The 16,267-nt window shown below is 64.1% G+C and carries 14 protein-coding genes; 4 read left to right on the top strand and 10 right to left on the bottom strand.

Annotated features, from left to right (window positions below; translation table 11 throughout):
• Window positions 1-15: 15 nt before the first annotated feature.
• From AC07XM_RS07975 to AC07XM_RS07945, 7 genes are all read right to left on the bottom strand, one after another.
• Window positions 16-1,044 carry a WD40/YVTN/BNR-like repeat-containing protein gene (locus AC07XM_RS07975; protein WP_102689348.1) on the bottom strand — a complete coding sequence of 343 codons (1,029 nt, stop codon included), beginning with the start codon at window positions 1,042-1,044 and terminating at the stop codon, window positions 16-18.
• 266 nt (window positions 1,045-1,310) lie between these two features.
• The gene (gene pepN / locus AC07XM_RS07970) at window positions 1,311-3,968 is read right to left on the bottom strand and encodes an aminopeptidase N (RefSeq protein ID WP_016485541.1); all 2,658 of its coding nucleotides are present in this window, start codon (window positions 3,966-3,968) and stop codon (window positions 1,311-1,313) included.
• Between the two features lie 13 nt (window positions 3,969-3,981).
• Complete coding sequence (locus AC07XM_RS07965; RefSeq protein WP_016485540.1) at window positions 3,982-4,812, bottom strand: DUF2797 domain-containing protein; 831 nt, start codon at window positions 4,810-4,812, stop codon at window positions 3,982-3,984.
• On the bottom strand, window positions 4,809-5,069 hold the full coding sequence (locus AC07XM_RS07960) for a YeaC family protein (protein WP_016485539.1): 261 nt from the start codon (window positions 5,067-5,069) through the stop codon (window positions 4,809-4,811). Before AC07XM_RS07960 ends, AC07XM_RS07965 begins: the two co-directional genes overlap by 4 nt.
• Before the next feature lie 13 nt (window positions 5,070-5,082).
• The gene (locus AC07XM_RS07955) at window positions 5,083-5,967 is read right to left on the bottom strand and encodes a rhomboid family intramembrane serine protease (protein ID WP_016485538.1); all 885 of its coding nucleotides are present in this window, start codon (window positions 5,965-5,967) and stop codon (window positions 5,083-5,085) included.
• On the bottom strand, window positions 5,964-6,938 hold the full coding sequence (locus AC07XM_RS07950; RefSeq protein ID WP_169725181.1) for a metallophosphoesterase: 975 nt from the start codon (window positions 6,936-6,938) through the stop codon (window positions 5,964-5,966). The genes AC07XM_RS07955 and AC07XM_RS07950 overlap by 4 nt, the downstream gene beginning before the upstream one ends.
• Window positions 6,935-7,825 (bottom strand): NAD(+) kinase, encoded by an 891-nt coding sequence (locus tag AC07XM_RS07945; RefSeq protein WP_016485536.1) that lies wholly within the window; start codon window positions 7,823-7,825, stop codon window positions 6,935-6,937. Before AC07XM_RS07945 ends, AC07XM_RS07950 begins: the two co-directional genes overlap by 4 nt.
• A gap of 88 nt (window positions 7,826-7,913) precedes the next feature.
• Between AC07XM_RS07945 and AC07XM_RS07940 the strand changes: the two genes are divergently transcribed.
• On the top strand, window positions 7,914-8,846 hold the full coding sequence (locus AC07XM_RS07940; protein WP_102689347.1) for a DUF1853 family protein: 933 nt from the start codon (window positions 7,914-7,916) through the stop codon (window positions 8,844-8,846).
• Window positions 8,847-9,063: 217 nt separating this feature from the next.
• The gene (locus tag AC07XM_RS07935; RefSeq protein WP_016485535.1) at window positions 9,064-9,609 is read left to right on the top strand and encodes a cytochrome b; all 546 of its coding nucleotides are present in this window, start codon (window positions 9,064-9,066) and stop codon (window positions 9,607-9,609) included.
• On the opposite strand, the gene AC07XM_RS07930 is transcribed toward AC07XM_RS07935, so the two are convergent.
• On the bottom strand, window positions 9,561-10,490 hold the full coding sequence (locus AC07XM_RS07930) for a 1-aminocyclopropane-1-carboxylate deaminase/D-cysteine desulfhydrase (RefSeq protein WP_102689346.1): 930 nt from the start codon (window positions 10,488-10,490) through the stop codon (window positions 9,561-9,563). The two genes, AC07XM_RS07935 and AC07XM_RS07930, sit on opposite strands and share 49 nt — an antisense overlap.
• A gap of 51 nt (window positions 10,491-10,541) precedes the next feature.
• On the bottom strand, window positions 10,542-12,578 hold the full coding sequence (locus AC07XM_RS07925) for an NADPH-dependent 2,4-dienoyl-CoA reductase (RefSeq protein WP_102689345.1): 2,037 nt from the start codon (window positions 12,576-12,578) through the stop codon (window positions 10,542-10,544).
• Between the two features lie 192 nt (window positions 12,579-12,770).
• Between AC07XM_RS07925 and AC07XM_RS07920 the strand changes: the two genes are divergently transcribed.
• On the top strand, window positions 12,771-13,889 hold the full coding sequence (locus AC07XM_RS07920) for a nitrilase-related carbon-nitrogen hydrolase (protein ID WP_023049504.1): 1,119 nt from the start codon (window positions 12,771-12,773) through the stop codon (window positions 13,887-13,889).
• A 4-nt stretch (window positions 13,890-13,893) separates the two neighbouring features.
• Window positions 13,894-14,934: an AraC family transcriptional regulator gene (locus AC07XM_RS07915; protein ID WP_060519093.1), complete on the top strand. Its 1,041-nt coding sequence runs from the start codon at window positions 13,894-13,896 to the stop codon at window positions 14,932-14,934.
• A gap of 231 nt (window positions 14,935-15,165) precedes the next feature.
• Here the strand turns inward: AC07XM_RS07915 and AC07XM_RS07910 are convergent, their stop codons facing one another.
• Window positions 15,166-15,993 (bottom strand): DUF2242 domain-containing protein, encoded by an 828-nt coding sequence (locus tag AC07XM_RS07910; protein WP_096425773.1) that lies wholly within the window; start codon window positions 15,991-15,993, stop codon window positions 15,166-15,168.
• Between the last annotated feature and the right edge of the window lie 274 nt (window positions 15,994-16,267).

Raw genomic sequence — 16,267 nt, 5'->3', positions numbered from 1 at the left:
TGCTCTCCCTGCTGGTCATCGGCTCACCCCTTCGGCACCCTGGGCATCCGCCAGGTGTACGCCGCCCTGCCCCACCAGCAGCAGGCCGCCATTGGCCAGGCCGCTGACGCCAGCCAGGGCGATGCGGTCGGCGCGGTTGTACACGCTGAAGGTCTGGCCGCCATCGGTACTGCGCAGCACACTGCCGCCGTTGCCGACCAGCACCAAGGTGCCATCATCGAGAAGCGTAGCGCTTGCCAGGCCGAATTCGAGGTTGCCGCGCGCGACCTTGAGTTCGATCGGCTGCCAGCTGTCACCAAAATCGGTGGAACGGAACAGGTTGCCGCGCAGGCCGTAGGCCAGCAAGGCGTGCGACTGGGCGGTGCCGATCACACCGAACAGCGAGCCCTCGTAGGGGCCCTGCACCTTGGCCCAGGTCTGGCCGTTGTCGGCGGAGCGGAACATGCCGCCCTGCTCGCCTACGATGAACAGGCCGGCATCCCGCACACGGGCAATACCGTTCAGGTGTAACTGGTCAGGGTTGTCCAGGCGCTCGGCCACGTCCTGCCAGTGCTGCCCGCCGTCGGTGGTTTCCATCAAGGCGCCATAGGCCCCTACGGCAAAGCCGTGCTGCGCATCGAGGAAAGCGATATCGAGCAAGGGTGCTTCACGGGCGAGGTCTTCGAACTGCTTGGTCCAGGTTGCGCCGCCGTCGCTGCTGACGAGGATCTGCGCATCATGGCCGACCGCCCAGCCGCGCTTGTCATCGAGGAAGAACACGGCGGTGAGCAACTGCCGGGTGGGTACACGAGCCTGGGTCCAGGTATTGCCCTGGTCGTCGGAGAACAGAATATGGCCGCGATCACCCACCACCACCAGGCGCTTGCCGGCATGGGTGGCGCCGATCAGCAGGCTTTGGCTGGCCTTGGCAGATTCGGTGGAGTATTCGTCGGCAGCGGCGGCCTGGGCACTGTCGGCCCACACCCCCAATGCCAGTGCCAGCAATGCGCTGGCCGCCAATGGCCAGGCACCACGCCTGGCCGGCGCCCGTAGCTGTTCCCTCATGACTGCCCCCTTGTTGTGTTCTTGTTGGTGGGTCAATGCATTGCAGGTACTGCAAAAAGCCTGATCTAGAGGCCTGCAATAGCTTGAGGGGATCGTAGCGGGGATGTCTGCGCGATTACAACGGGCGGGGTGTTATGTTTTGTTGTCGGCCCAAAAAGCTTCGCGGGTAAACCCGCTCCCACAGGTGCTACACCGTCCATGAAAGCGGTGAAGTACCTGTGGGGGCGGGTTTACCCGCGAAGAGGCCGGCACTGACTACAGAAAACTCAAGCCAGGCTCTTGCTCACCACTTCATACACATCACTGGACAGCTCACCCGAAGCCAGAATCCGCTCCAGCTCGCCCCTCATCAGCGCCTGACGCGCATCGTCATATTTGCGCCAGCGGGTCAGCGGCGCCAGCTGACGCGAGGCGATCTGCGGGTTCAGCGCATTCAGCTCGATCACCAGGTCCGCGAGGAAGCGATAGCCCGAACCATCGGCGGCATGGAAGTTGATCAGGTTCTGCCCGGCAAAGGCCCCAATCAGCGCACGCACCTTGTTCGGGTTTTTCAGGGTGAACGCAGGGTGCTGCATCAACGCCTTGACCCGTGCCAACCCGCCCGGCAGCGTGCTGGCCGCCTGCACGCTGAACCACTGATCCATGACCAGCGGGTTGTCCTTGAAGTGCTCGGCAAAGGCTTCCAGGGCCTTGGCCCGCTCGGCTTCGAACGGCGAGTTGACCAGCACCGCCAAGGCCGTGAGGCGTTCGGTCATGTTGTCGCACTGATCGAACTGTTCCAGGGTCGCTTCCAGCACCTGCGGCTTGCCGCTCTGCATCAGGTACGACAGGGCAATGTTCTGCAGGCTACGGCGGGCGAAGTGCTCGGCAGAGGCCACGTAGGCGGTGCCGCGCGACACTTCACGGTGGGCCTGATAGCGCGCCCACAGGGCGTCGAACAGCTGCTCGGCGATCTGCTGGCGGGCGAACTCGCGGGCTGCGTGGATGGCGTCCACGTCGGCCACCTGGCTGATCTCGGTGAGGTACGCCTCGCCCGGCAACGAAAGCATTTCGGCAACCATGGCCGGGTCCAGCGACGCGTTACCCAGCACGGTGCCCAGGGCCGTGATCAGGCGCTGGTCGAGTTTCAGGGCTTCGCCGCGTTGATGCTGGCCGATCAGCTCCTGCAACACCTGTACCGACAGTTGCTGCCCCGCTTCCCAGCGGTTGAAACCGTCGCTGTCGTGCTGCATCAGGAACATCAGCTGGTCGCGGTTGTAAGGGAAGCTGAGCTTCACCGGTGCGCTGAAGCCGCGCAGCAGCGAGGGCAGCGGCTTGGCCTGGATACCCTCGAAGGTGAAGGTCTGCTCGCCCTCGGTCACCGACAGCACACGGCTGGTACCGCCAGCTGCCGGCTCACCGGCCAGACGCAGCGGCAGGTCATTGCCTTGAGCGTCCAGCAGGCCCAGCTCGACCGGGATCACGAACGGAAGCTTTTCGGCCTTGTCCGGGGTTTGCGGGCAGCTCTGGCGGAAGGTCAGGCTGTAGGTTTGTGCAACTGCGTCATAGCTTTCGCTCACGTCCAGACGCGGGGTACCGGCCTGGCTGTACCAGCGCTTGAACTGGGTGAAGTCCACACCGTTGGCGTCTTCCATGGCCTTGATGAAATCATCGGTGGTCACCGCTTGGCCATCGTGACGCTCGAAATACAGGTCGCTGCCCTTGCGGAAGCCGTCGGCGCCCAGCAGGGTACGGACCATGCGCACCACTTCGGCGCCCTTCTCGTACACCGTCAGGGTGTAGAAGTTGGAAATTTCGATGAAGCTGTCCGGGCGCACCGGGTGGGCCATGGGGCCAGCGTCTTCGGCGAACTGGTGGGTGCGCAGGTAGGCGACGTCTTCGATGCGCTTGACCGTGCGCGAGTTCATGTCGGCACTGAACTCGGCATCGCGGAACACCGTGAAGCCTTCCTTGAGCGACAGCTGGAACCAGTCACGGCAGGTGACACGGTTGCCCGACCAGTTGTGGAAGTACTCGTGGGCGACCACGCCTTCGACGCGCTGGTGCGCGGCATCGGTGGCGGTTTCGGCACGGGCCAGCACACAGCTGGAGTTGAAGATGTTCAGGCCCTTGTTTTCCATGGCGCCCATGTTGAAGTCGTTGACCGCGACGATCATGAAGATGTCCAGGTCATACTCACGGCCGTAGACTTCTTCGTCCCAACGCATGGACTTCTTCAGGCTGACCATGGCGTGGTCGCACTTGTCGAGGTTTTCGGGTTCGACATAGATGCGCAGCATCACATCACGGCCAGACTGACGCGTAAACGTGTCCTCGACGCACCACAGGTCACCGGCCACCAGCGCGAACAGGTAAGCCGGTTTCTTGAACGGGTCTTCCCAGGTTGCCCAGTGGCGGCCATCCTCGGCCGGGCCGCTGCCCGTCGGGTTTCCGTTCGACAGCAATACCGGGTAACGATGCTGCTCGGCGATCACCGTGGTGGTGAAAGTGCTCATCACGTCCGGGCGGTCGAGGTAGTAGGTGATCTTGCGGAAGCCCTCGGCCTCGCACTGGGTGCAGAACATCTTGCCGGACTTGTACAGGCCTTCCAGCGCAGTATTGCGCTCAGGGTGGATCTTTACGCTGGTGTCGAGGGTGAAGCGTTCGGCCTTGGGATGGACGGTCAGGCTGTCGGCATCGACCTGGTAGTCGCCCGACTGCAGTTCCTGGTCGTCCAGCGAGGCACGCAGCAGTTCCAGCTGCTGGCCGTCTAGCACCAAAGGCGGCAGGCCGGCACCGCGTGCCGGGTTGCGGCGCATGACCAGTTGCGCGTGGACCAGGGTGTGGTCCTCGAACAGCTCGAAAGTCAGGTGCGTCTCGTCGATCAGGTACTCGGGCGCCTGGTAATCCTTCAGGTAGATCACTTGCGGTTGTTCGGTACGCATGTGCAGGTCCTTTTTACTGGAGCACGGCCAACTGGTAGGCCGTGTACTTGCGAATATTGATCACCCCGGTGTCAAAGATCAGATACTGGCCCTTGATGCCCAGCAGCGTGCCTTCGGCCACCGGGTCCTTGTCGAGGTTGAAGCTGACGATCTTTTTCGGGTAGGCCTCGACCGGGTAGTTCATCTGCACCACTTCGGCGTCGGGCAGCGGCTGAATCGCCTGCAGGCCAAAGCGCCCGTGCAGCTCGCGCAAGCCGTCGGCGCAGGCGTCGAAGATCTGCTCACGAATGGCGGGCAGGTCGAGCACCTCGGCATCGCCTTTGAGCAGCGTGCGCCAGTTGGTGCGGTCTGGCACCTGGCTGCGCAGTACATCTTCCACCAGGCCTGATTGCTGACGGGTGGCCACACGCATGATCGGCAGGGCCTGGCTGGCGCCCTGGTCGAGCCAGCGAGTGGGCAGCTGGGTGGCGCGGGTGATGCCGACCTTGATCCCCGACGAGTTGGCCAGGTAGACCACGTGGTCGGTCATGCAGAATTGTTCGCCCCACGACGGTTCGCGGCAGGTGCCGGCATCGTAGTGACATTTTTCCGGGGCCATGATGCACAGGTCACACTGGGCCAGCTTGGTCATGCACGGGTAGCAGTAACCCTGGCTGAAACTGGTCTTGGTGCGCTTGCCGCAATGGCTGCAGTGAATGGCGCCGAGGTATTCCAGGCGCAGGCGCTGGCCGATCAGCGGGTTGACTGGCACCTGCGTGTCATCCAGCCGGAAGCTGTATTGCACCACGGGTGCCTGCAGGCTTACTGCCATCTTGCTCAACGAGCCACGAGCGAGTTCGATCAATGTACCGAGTCCGACTTGAACAGGATGTTGGCGATCGGCGCAGACTTCGATGCGCATTCCTGCGGGCCCATGTAACCGGTGCGCTGCTCTTCGGGCAGGTTCTTCATCTCCCAGGCGATGACCGCCTGCAGCGACAGCTCTTTCTGCTCGGCCGTGAGCTTGCGGCCATCCGACCATTTGCCGATTTCCACGGCCAGTTTCAGGCTTTCGTAGATTTCCGGGGTGATGTTTTCAATCATTTGCGCGAAAGTGGACATAGTGTCTCCTGATTCAAGCCGACAGTTTACGCCGGGCCAGCGCCCCACCCAAGAGCCCGGTCAGGCATCCGATGAGCAACCCGCCAACATGGGCAGCGTTGGCGATCTGGCCAAGGCCCAGGGTGCCGACCACGCCGGTCAGGCACACCACCAGCCAGACCAGCATCATCACCAGTACGCCCTTGGGCAGGTTGAAGTGACGGTTGGGCGCCAGCCACTGGTACAGCCAGATATGCCCGAGCAAGCCGTACAGCACGCCGGACAGGCCGCCGAACAGGCTCGGCCCGCTGGTGTAGTGCTGGGCCAGGTTGGACACCAGGCTGAACAGCAAGGTCAGGCCCAGCAGCATCCACGGGCCCTGGCGCAACTCGATGCGCTTGCCCAGCTCCCAGTACCACAGGCTGTTCATGGCCAGGTGCAGCACGCCAAAGTGCAGCAGCATGGGTGATACCAGGCGCCACCACTGGCCTTGGTCCAGGACTTGCGCCAGCGAGCTGAAGTACAGGTAGTCGCCCTGGACGCGGAAGTCGAGGAAGGTAAACCAACTGATGGTGGTGAAATTGTCGCCCAGGCTGGTGAGGCCGGCGACGATGAAGCACAGCAGCAGCGTGAGGGTGGTGATCTTGCAGGCTTTGGCCTGCTGCACCAGGGAGGGTTGTGTGGGGCCGTTCGCAGGCCCCGCTCCCACAGGTTGCTCCACCGCCTGGAGGTCGGCGTTGCCGTCGGGGTAGCGCTGGTAGAGTTGCAGCACGTCTTCGGCAAGGGTGTCGGGGGCCCAGAGCACTTGGACATCGCCCTCCTCGCTGACCCGGTGCGGCACCTGCAGACGTTGCAGCAGGTGGACGAAGCCGCTGAGGTCGACCGACAGCGGCAGGCGCATCACTTCGATAATGTTCATTGGTTGGCCTGTGGGCGGTCGACGTCGACCCAGACGAACTTGTGCGGGTCAATGCGGGTTTCATCATCCAGCCGGTAGGCGGCCAGTTTGCCGTAGAGCACGGCACTGTAGTCCAGGCAGGCCAGGTTGGCGCGGATCGGCGCTGGGCGGCCGCTGCGCCAGTAATGGCCCACGAACAGCAAGGGCTCGTCTTCGGCATAGCGCAGCAAGGCGTTCTTCTGGCTGTGGCTGAGCGGGGTACTGGCTACCTCCTCGGGCAAGGCATCGGGCTGGAACACGATGTCGCCATAGGTTTGCGGGTCTTCTTCCCAGAACTTGGTGCGGAAGAACGCGCGGGTCAGGCCGTCGCCGCCGGTCAGCGTCAGGCCGTCCGGCAGGCGCATGTCGGTGCCGCGCAACAGGCGGTTGCACACCGTGTCGGCAAAACTGCCACTGACCGCCGAGGCCTGGATGAAGTGTTCATCGATGCGCCCGTCGGGGTATTGCTGGCGCAGCGGCTCGATCAACCGCGGGTCCCAGCAGGCGTGCACCAGGCGGAAGCGCCCGGCATCGATGAACAGCGGCAGTTGGTAGAACCAGTTGACGAAATCGTGCCAGTCGCCGGGGTGGTGGGCGAACTGGGTGAGGGTTTCGTCAATCAGCCGGGCGTGGCGTGGCGTGTGCTCGCGCACATAGGCCTTGCCGCTGCCGGGCAGTGCCGGGGTGACCCAGCCCAGGGCGTTATATTCGTGGTTGCCCATGATGCAGAACGCCTGGCCGGCCTCGACCATGTCATGGACGATGTGCAGCGCCTCGCGAATGCGTGGCCCGCGGTCGACGATATCGCCCAGAAACAGCGCGAGGCGCCGCGGGTGGCGCCACACGCCGGCCACACGCTTGTAACCGAGGGCGTCGAGCAGGCGTTCAAGGGTCAGTGCACAGCCGTGTACGTCACCGATGATGTCGAAACTTCGCGCCGGATCGAGCATCAGTCGTCCCTGCTCCCCAGGCGGCTGCCCCAACCGAGCTTGGTGCGGCAGACCTCGTAGTAATTGTGGTCCAGCGGGTGAATCAGGCGCAGCTTCTGCGGCTTCTTGCTCACCGTGATGGTGTCGCCGGGGGCGCAGGTGAAGTGGTTCTGGCCGTCACAGGACACTTGCGGGTAGATCTGCAGGTCCTTGGACACCACGATCTTCAGCTCGCTGTTGCCGTCGACCACGATCGGCCGGCCCGACAAGGTGTGCGGGTACATCGGCACGATGACGATGGCGTCGAGCTTGGGGTGCATGATCGGGCCGCCGGCCGACAGCGCGTAGGCAGTGGAACCGGTGGGCGTGGCGACGATCAGGCCGTCGGCCTTCTGGCTGCAGACGAACTGGCCGTCGATGTAGATTTCGAACTCGATCATGCGCGTGGACTTGCCTGGGTGCAGCACCACGTCGTTCAGCGCATCACCCTGGCCAATGGCCTCGTGATGGCGACGCACCTCGGCCTGCAGCAGGAAGCGGTTTTCCACCAGGTAGTGGCCGTCGAGCACTTCGGCAACTTTCTCTTCCAGCTCGTCAGGGCGGATGTCGGTGAGGAAGCCCAAATTGCCACGGTTGATGCCCAACACCGGAATGTTGTGCCGGGCCAGGGCGCGGGCGGCGCCCAGCAGGCTGCCGTCGCCGCCGACCACGATGACCAGGTCGCAGACCTCGCCCAGCAGCTTGCGGGTAGAGGTTTGCAGGCCATGGCCGGGTAGCACTTCGGCAATGGTGTCCTCGAGGATCACATGCAAGTGGCGATCGAGGAGGAATTTTTTCAGTCGGCGAATGGTGTCGAGCACCTGCGAGCTGCCAAGGCGGCCGATGATACCGATATTGCGAAATTGCTCCATGGGGCTCCTGCGGGGCTCTGCGACGGGTGACGATGGCCCGATTATGGGCGAAACCACCGGGTAGCGGCAAACCGGCTATGCTCGCAGGATGATGCCATTCGCCCTGCTCATCGACCTGCCCCGGCAGCTACGCCGCCCCGCCGTGCGCGACCTGGCCTGGGCGCTGCTGTCGCCGCCCCTGCTCAGCACCCCGCCCTGTCCCCAGCGCCACCCGCTGACGGGCAGCCTCTGGGCGCAGCAGCCGCAGCGTCTCGAGGGCTGGTTGCGAGCGCTGGATGCCGACGATCGCCCGCTGCAAGCGTGGCTGGCAAAGCTCGGCAGCCGGCGGCTGGGGCTTTACTACGAACGGCTGTGGCAATTTGCCCTGGGCCAGGCACCCGGCATCGAGCTGCTGGCGGCCAACCTGCCGATTCGTGACGCGGGGCGCACCTTGGGCGAGCTGGACGTGGTGCTGCGCGATCGCGACGGTGTGCACCACCTGGAACTGGCGATCAAGTTGTACCTGGGGCCGCAAGACGCCGGGCACGACCCGCATGCCTGGCTGGGACCTGGGTGCCATGACCGGCTGGGGAGCAAACTTGCGCACCTGACGGGGCACCAGTTGCCCATGTCGAACGGCGCGCACAGCCGCGAGCTGTTGGCGCGGTTGGGGGTTGAGCAGGTGCAGGCACACGTGTGGCTGGGTGGCTACCTGTTCTATCCATGGCCTGGGCATGCCGAGCCACCCGCGGGCGCCAACCCGCAGCACTTGCACGGGCGCTGGGTGCGCCGGCGGGACTGGGTCATGGCAGAGGGTGAACATTGGCAGCCCTTGCAGCGGCATGCCTGGCTGGCACCTGCGCGGGTCGAGGCAGGTGAAGGCTGGACGGTGGAGCAGTTTGCGGCCTGGTTGCATGTGCTGGAGCGGCAGGCGCCGGCGCAGTTGCTGGTGAGGTTGGAGGCTGATGCCGAGGGTGCCTGGCAGGAGGTGGAGCGGGTGTTTCTGGTGGCTGATGACTGGCCGCACGTGCCCGGTGCCTGATGTTACCTGTACCGGGCCTATCGCCGGCAAGCCAGCTCCCACTGCACAGGCCCCAGGCTCAGCATCGTCCCTGTGGGAGCTGGCTTGCCGGCGATAGGGCCGGTGCTGGCAACCCAATTTTCACAGACCTAGCGCAAAGATTTATTTCTGGTAACCACTACAGTGGTACCTGAGCGCCAGCAAGAGCGCCATTTTGACCTGATGACGAGGACCGATCATGGTTTCATCCAACCCCGCGACCCATTACGCACGCGTGTCCATCGCCCTGCATTGGCTGATGCTGGTGCTGCTGGCCGCTGTTTATGCGCTCATCGAACTGCGTGGCCTGTTCCCCAAGGACAGCGCCGAACGCAATCTGATGAAAGACCTGCACTTCATGCTCGGGCTCAGCGTGTTCGTGCTGGTCTGGCTGCGCCTGGCCATGCGCCTGAGCCGCCCTACCCCGCCCATCGTGCCCAAGCCGCCGGCCTGGCAGACCGGGCTTGCGCACCTGATGCACCTGGCGCTGTACCTGCTGATGATCGGCATGCCACTGGCCGGCTGGCTGATCCTCAGCGCCGCCGACAAACCTGTGCCGTTCTTCGGCCTGGAGCTGCCACACCTGATTGGCCCGGACCCGGACCAGGCCAAGTTCATCAAAGGCTGGCATGAACGCGTGGGCAGTTGGGGCTACTGGTTGATCGGCCTGCACGCCCTGGCCGGGCTGTATCACCACTACGTGCAGCGCGACAACACGCTGCTGCGCATGCTGCCCTTTAAGTAACCGCGCCGGCCCTGCAGGCCACCGGTATGCACAACGATCAGGCGGGTGCCGGGCGCAAACAGCCCGGCCTCGACCTGATCACGCAGGGCCAGCAGGGCCTTGCCGGTGTACAGGGCCTCGAGCGGTACACCACTGTGCTGCTCGCACCCGGCAATGAAGGCCAGCAGCTCATCGTCGAATTTGCCAAAACCGCCACGGCACGCATCGTGTAGCTGGTAGCCGTGTGTACCGGCGAATGCTGCCACCGTCTCCGGCACGCCATGATCCCTGGGCACAGCCAATGCGCCATGTACGACATGCGCACCCGCCTCGGCCAGCACCAGGCCGGCCAGGGTAGTACCGGTTCCAGCAGCCAGCCACCAGGCATCGTAGCCCGACCAGCCCAATGCCGTGAGCTGCGAACGCGCCTGCTGCATGATCAGCGCACAGCCCTGTGCACCAGCCGGGCCGCCGCCGCCTTCGGGGATGCAATGCCAGCCTGGGTAGCGTGACTGCCAGGCCCCCCAGAACCCGGTTTCGTTGCGCGCGCGGTAGCCGCCGTAGCCGAGCCAGTGCAGCTCCATGCCCAACGCCTGAAGGTCACGCACCGTAGGTGTTTCCTGAACGTGGCCCCGCAGCAGGCCGGCGGTGGCGAAGCCGAAGCGCTTGCCGGCGGCGGCCAGGGCGTGCAAGTGGTTGGAGTGATTGCCGCCAAGGCTGATCAGGCCCGGGGCTTTGCTGACGCTGGCTTGCTGCAGGTGAAGGCGAAGCTTGAACCACTTGTTGCCGCTGACCAGTGGGTCGATCAGGTCCAGCCGCAGGATGGCGGCCTCGACATTGGCAGTTGCCAGCCAAGGCAGGTTCAGGGGTTGCAGGGGCGCTTGAGGGAGGTCGAAAAGCATCGTGCGAGTTTACCAGCGAAATCCTGGGGCTGCTTTGCAGCCCCAGCGATCTCAGAGTTCCGCCGCCAACCTCGAACCTTGGTTGATCGCCCGTTTGGCATCCAGCTCGGCCGCCACATCAGCCCCGCCAATCAGGTGCACCGACTGCCCCGCCGCCACCAGGCCGTCCTGCAATTCGCGTAGCGGATCCTGGCCAGCGCAGATCACCACGTTATCCACCGGCAGCACCTGCGGCTCGCCGTCGGCCACACGAATGTGCAAACCGGCATCGTCGATACCCAGGTACTCGACACTGTTAAGCATCTGTACCCGCTTGTTCTTCAACCCGGTGCGGTGAATCCAGCCCGTCGTCTTGCCCAGGCCATCACCCACCTTGGACTTCTTGCGCTGCAACAGGTACACCTGCCGCGCCGGCGCATGAGGCTCGGCCTTGACCCCGGCCACACCGCCACGCGCCTCAAGACGGGTATCGATGCCCCACTCCTGCCAGAACGCCTCACGGTCCTGGCTGGTGGCCACGCCTTGGTGCACGAGGTATTCGGAGACATCGAAGCCGATACCACCCGCACCAATGACCGCGACCGCCTTGCCTACCGGCTTGCGTTCAAGCAGCACGTCCAGGTAGCTGAGCACCTTGGCATGCTCAACACCGGGAATGGCCGGGGTACGCGGTGCGATGCCAGTGGCCAGGATGATTTCGTCGTAGCCGCCGCTCACCAGCGCCTGCACGTCGACACGGGTATTCAGGCGCAGGTCCACGCCCGTGCTCTTCACCTTGTTGCGAAAGTAGCGCAGGGTTTCAAAGAATTCTTCCTTGCCCGGCACCCGCTTGGCCACGTTGAACTGCCCCCCGATTTCGCTTGCGCCGTCAAACAGGGTCACCGCGTGGCCCCGCTCGGCCGCCACGGTGGCCGCAGCCAGGCCAGCCGGGCCGGCGCCGACCACGGCAATGCGCTTCACTGCCCGCACGGGCAGGTAGTTGAGCTCGGTTTCGTGGCAGGCACGCGGGTTGACCAGGCAACTGGTCAGCTTGCCGCCGAAGGTGTGGTCCAGGCAGGCCTGATTACAGCCGATGCAGGTGTTGATCTCATCGGCACGGCCAGCCGCTGCCTTGTTGACGAATTCCGGGTCGGCCAGGAACGGCCTGGCCATTGAAACCATATCCGCATCGCCTTCGGCCAATACAGCTTCGGCCACTTCCGGCGTATTGATACGGTTGGTGGTGATCAACGGAATATTCACCACGCCACGCAGCTTGGCCGTGACCTTGCTGAATGCCGCACGCGGCACCTTGGTGGCGATAGTGGGGATACGCGCTTCGTGCCAGCCGATGCCGGTGTTGATCAAGGTCGCGCCAGCCTGCTCGATGGCTTTGGCCAGCAGCTCGATCTCGTCCCAGGTGCTGCCACCCTCAACAAGGTCGAGCATCGACAGGCGGAAGATGATGATGAAATTCGGCCCTACCGCGCCGCGTACCCGGCTGACGATTTCCACCGCCAGGCGCATGCGGTTTTCATAGCTGCCGCCCCAGCGATCGGTGCGGTGGTTGGTGTGGGCGGCGAGGAACTGGTTGATGAAGTAGCCTTCCGAACCCATGATCTCGACGCCGTCGTAACCCGCGCGCTGGGCCAGTGCCGCGCAATTGACGAAGTCGGCAATCTGTTTCTCGATGCCCTCCTCGTCCAGCGCCTTGGGCGTGAACGGATTGATCGGCGCCTGGATCGCGCTAGGTGCCACCTGCCGAGGGCTGTAAGCGTAACGCCCGGCATGCAGGATCTGCAGGCACACCTTGCCACCCGCCGCGTGCACGGCTTCGGTGACGATGCGGTGCTTGTCGGCCTCTTCTTCGGTACTGAGCTTGGCCGCGCCGGAATACACCCCGCCTTCATCGTTGGGCGCAATGCCCCCGGTGACCATCAGGCCGACGCCCCCACGGGCGCGCTCGGCAAAGTACGCAGCCATGCGCTCGAAACCACCGGGGCGCTCTTCGAGGCCGGTGTGCATCGAGCCCATCAGGGTGCGGTTGCGCAAGGTAGTAAAGCCCAGGTCCAGCGGGGCGAGCAGGTGCGGGTAGCGGTCGGCAGCCATGGAAAAGTCCCCTGGTGGCGTGATCACGGTATGCGGGCACCTCACTGGTCGGCGGGGCCCGTCGTTTGTCTGTCAGCGAGATTAAACAGCCGTTTGAATGGGCTCAATGATCGAAAATGACAAGTTATTGATCCTGACGTACAGCCGGACTACCCTAGGGAACCCTCGGTTCTCAAGGCCTCGTCCTGTTCCATGCGAAAACTCCTGGCAAGCGCGCTGGCGCTGGTGATGATCGCCTCCCTGTGCGGCTACGGCTTCTGGACCCAGCAGCGCCCTGAAGGCCACTACCTGTCCGACCTGCGCATCGAGCTGGCCCTCAACCATGGCGTGCCGGGCGAGCACGGTAATCTGCTGGGCGTCGAGCCGCTGCTGTACCCGGGCGACTACCAGAACCTGCAACGCCTGCACCGCAAGCTCGCGGCTTATCTGGAGCAAGCCCGCGCGCAAGGGCTGGTGAGCCCGCGCACGGTGGTGGTGCTGCCGGAGCACATCGGCACCTGGCTGTGGGCGCGTGGGGAAAAGAATGAGCTTTATCAAGTCACGCACAGCCGCGAGGCCTTGCAGTGGCTGGAGCTGAGCAACCCGCTGCGCTACGGCCTGGCAATACTCGGCGCAGACGGCGACGACTGGCGCGCTGACGCGCATTTGCGCATGAAGGCCGAGCAAATGGCCGCAGACTATCAGCAGTTGTTCGGCGGGTTGGCCAAGGAGTTCGGCGTCACCCTGGTGGCCGGCTCCATCGTGCTGCCCGCACCCTATGTCAAACAAGGCGTGCTGCATGCCGGCAGTGGCCCGCTGTTCAACAGCAGCCTGGTGTTTGCCGCAGATGGCTCGCTGCTGGGCCAGCCACAGCGCCAACAGTTCCCCGACAGTGAAATCCGCCGCTACGTCCATGATGGCCGCCAGCAACCGCTGCAAGTGGTGCAAACCCCGGCCGGCCGCTTGGGTGTCCTGGTGGGCAGTGACAGCTGGTATCCGCAAAACCATGAGCAACTGGCACAACAAGCGGTACAGCTGATCGCCAACCCGGTGTTCCTCAGCGGCAAGGGTAGCTGGGAAGCGTCATGGCGCGGCAATCGCCACCAGGACGCCAGCGCAGGGCTGGCCCTGCAACGGGGCGAGGTCAGCGAACAGACTGCCTGGCAACGCCTGACCGAGGCAGCCGGGGCCAGCGTCAGCAGCATGAGCGTGTTCATGCGCGGGCAGTTCTGGGAGCAGGCCAGCGACGGCCAGGGCTTTGCCCGACAGTCGGGTGAGTTGCTGACGGGTCCCCCCAGCCCTGGCGCCCGCCTGCTGAATCTGTGGCTGTAGGCTCATGACCCGCCCCCGCGTACGCCTGGGCGACCTTTCGGTAGGCTTTGTCCAGCCGCTGACAGAGGCCCTGCGCGAACTGGGGCACGACCCCGAGCCCCTGCTGCGCCGTTATGGTCTGGGTGCGCCCCGCCTTGCCGAGGCCGGCGCGCGCTTGTCGATCCCCCGTTACATGCACCTGGGCCACGCAGCCATCGAGCTGAGCGGCGAGGCCGCACTGGGCCTGCACATGGGCCGCCTGAGCCGCCTTGCGCATGCCGGCCTGGCCGGGGTCACCGCCGCCCAGGCACCGACACTGGGCGACGCGGCGCGCACCCTGCTGCGCTTCGAGCCACTGTATGCGGCCAACTACCGTGGCCACTCCAGCTTTGAGGAAGACGCCCAAGGCGCCTGGTTGCGTTTCTACTCCATCAGCCCTTACAACGCCTACAACCGCTTCGTGGTCGACTCACTGCTTGCCGGCTGGCTGGCGCAACTTGCCGACCTGGCCGGCACACAGGTGCAGGCCGAGCGCCTGGACATCGAGTTTGCCGCCCCTGCCTACGCCAAGGGTTATCAGGCGCTGTGCAGCACACCTGTACAATTCGCGGCCGAGGGCAACCAGCTGCGGCTAAGCCGCGCAACCCTGCAACTGGCCAACCCAAGGCATTGCCCGAGCACCTGGCAGCACCTGCTGCAACTGTGTGAGGCAGAGCTGCTGCAACGCACACGGGTGCGCAGCCTGGGTGAACGCATTACCCACTTGCTGGGCCCGCTGCTCAATGGCGGCCGTGAACCGGACCTGGAAGAAGTGGCGCTGCACTTACAGCTACCGACCTGGACGTTGCGCCGCAAACTCGCCGAAGAAGGCACGCGCTTTCGCGACCTGCTCAACGAAACGCGGCGCGACCTGGCCGAGACCTATATCCGTGACACGGAGCTGGCCTTCGGCGAGATTGCCTATCTGTTGGGGTTTGCTTCGGCCGAGGCCTTCCAGCGCGCATTCAAGCGCTGGACGGGCCTAACGCCGGGGGAGTTCCGCCGCAACCAGCGGCGGGCGGGCTAAAGCTCGGTAGCGTCTTCAGCCGGTTCCGGGGTGTCCAGTTCGTAAGCCTGGGTTTCGAGTAGTTCTTCCTGGTATTCATCCATCGCCCTGCGTCCTCTTTACTCATATTGTCTTCGTAGGTATCGCCTTCAGCCTAAGCAGGTGGGATGAAGGGATGATGACAAGCTTATGAGTGGTAAACGTAGCAGGGGTTCAGGAAGTTATCGCGGGGTGTCTGTAACAGGCAAACAGTCAAAGGGAGGGTGACGCGGCCTCGGCAGGCTGGGATTGCTGCTCCACCTGAATAGGCGCAGCTTCGGCCGGCGGCGCCACCGGCTGCGAGCCCTGGCTGTCATCCACCACCGGTGCCGCTGCCGCTTCACTGGCCGGGGCAACGGCCGGCGCAGGTGCAACTTGCGCCTCCGGTGCCGCTTCCGGAGCCGGCGCAGGCGCCACCGGGTTCGCCGCTGCCTGCTCAGGTAACCCCAGTTCTACCGCTGGCTTCGGAACCTTGGGCGCCTCGACCTTGGCTTCTTCAACCTTCTTAGGCTTGGGCTTGGGCAGGTAGCTCTCTACCAAGGCGAAATAACGGTCATAGAACTGCGCTGCCGTCACCGTTTCGCTGGCCACCTTGACCATCGAGTCGTCGCTGGAGCCGATCGGCATCGATACCGAACCCAGTACCCCCACGCCCAGGCTGGCAGAGGTGTTGGATTTTTTCAGCGCGTAGCGGTCCTGCAGGGCGTTGGCGAACATGGTCGAGCGCTGTTCGTCGCTCACATCCGGCGCACAGGTCACGTTGAAGCTGATCTGCAGGTGATTCTCGCTATTCTGCTGGAAGCTCTTGTTGCCCACCACCTGGTTGGCACCGCTGTTGGTAATGATGTAGCCCTGGCTGAGCAAGGCACGCCGGGCGGCCTCGCAAGTGCCGGCATCGCTCACCGGAAAGCTGCGCGAGAAGGTACCCGAGTCATCGAAGTTCTCGTGCTCGTACACGGCAGTCTTTTTCGAGGAACAACCGGCCACCCCCGCCAGCACCAGGGCCAGCCCGAGCGCACCAAAGACGGAAGATCTGGTCATTGCGAATTCCGGGTAAGTCGAGAAGGTGCCTATTGTGCAACACAGCAGGCAGGCACAGGAACCACTGGTCGGTGAAGAGTCTGTCAGGTTGGTGTAAAAATGGGTAAAGACAGGCTTTCAGCCGCAGAAACAAAAAAAGCGACCCTAAGGTCGCTCTTTTTGTGCTTCAAGGCGTTCAAAGGGGCCTTGAGGCAAAGATGGCGCAGCGGACGGGACTCGAACCCGCGACCCCCGGCGTGACAGGCCGGTATTCTAACCGACTGAACTACCGCTG

The organism is Pseudomonas sp. GW460-LB5 (assembly GCF_059423245.1).
This window is presented reverse-complemented; position numbering and strand designations above follow the sequence as displayed.

Excerpts from the sequence above, each read along its gene's own strand:
- AC07XM_RS07975 (WP_102689348.1), bottom strand. The coding sequence starts at position 1,044 with ATGAGGGAACAGCTACGGGCGCCGGCCAGGCGTGGTGCCTGGCCATTG.
- AC07XM_RS07915 (WP_060519093.1), top strand. The coding sequence starts at position 13,894 with ATGACCCGCCCCCGCGTACGCCTGGGCGACCTTTCGGTAGGCTTTGTC.
- AC07XM_RS07940 (WP_102689347.1), top strand. The coding sequence starts at position 7,914 with ATGATGCCATTCGCCCTGCTCATCGACCTGCCCCGGCAGCTACGCCGC.
- AC07XM_RS07960 (WP_016485539.1), bottom strand. The coding sequence starts at position 5,069 with ATGTCCACTTTCGCGCAAATGATTGAAAACATCACCCCGGAAATCTAC.
- AC07XM_RS07930 (WP_102689346.1), bottom strand. The coding sequence starts at position 10,490 with ATGCTTTTCGACCTCCCTCAAGCGCCCCTGCAACCCCTGAACCTGCCT.
- AC07XM_RS07925 (WP_102689345.1), bottom strand. The coding sequence starts at position 12,578 with ATGGCTGCCGACCGCTACCCGCACCTGCTCGCCCCGCTGGACCTGGGC.
- AC07XM_RS07920 (WP_023049504.1), top strand. The coding sequence starts at position 12,771 with ATGCGAAAACTCCTGGCAAGCGCGCTGGCGCTGGTGATGATCGCCTCC.
- AC07XM_RS07910 (WP_096425773.1), bottom strand. The coding sequence starts at position 15,993 with ATGACCAGATCTTCCGTCTTTGGTGCGCTCGGGCTGGCCCTGGTGCTG.
- AC07XM_RS07955 (WP_016485538.1), bottom strand. The coding sequence starts at position 5,967 with ATGAACATTATCGAAGTGATGCGCCTGCCGCTGTCGGTCGACCTCAGC.
- AC07XM_RS07935 (WP_016485535.1), top strand. The coding sequence starts at position 9,064 with ATGGTTTCATCCAACCCCGCGACCCATTACGCACGCGTGTCCATCGCC.
- AC07XM_RS07945 (WP_016485536.1), bottom strand. The coding sequence starts at position 7,825 with ATGGAGCAATTTCGCAATATCGGTATCATCGGCCGCCTTGGCAGCTCG.
- pepN (WP_016485541.1), bottom strand. The coding sequence starts at position 3,968 with ATGCGTACCGAACAACCGCAAGTGATCTACCTGAAGGATTACCAGGCG.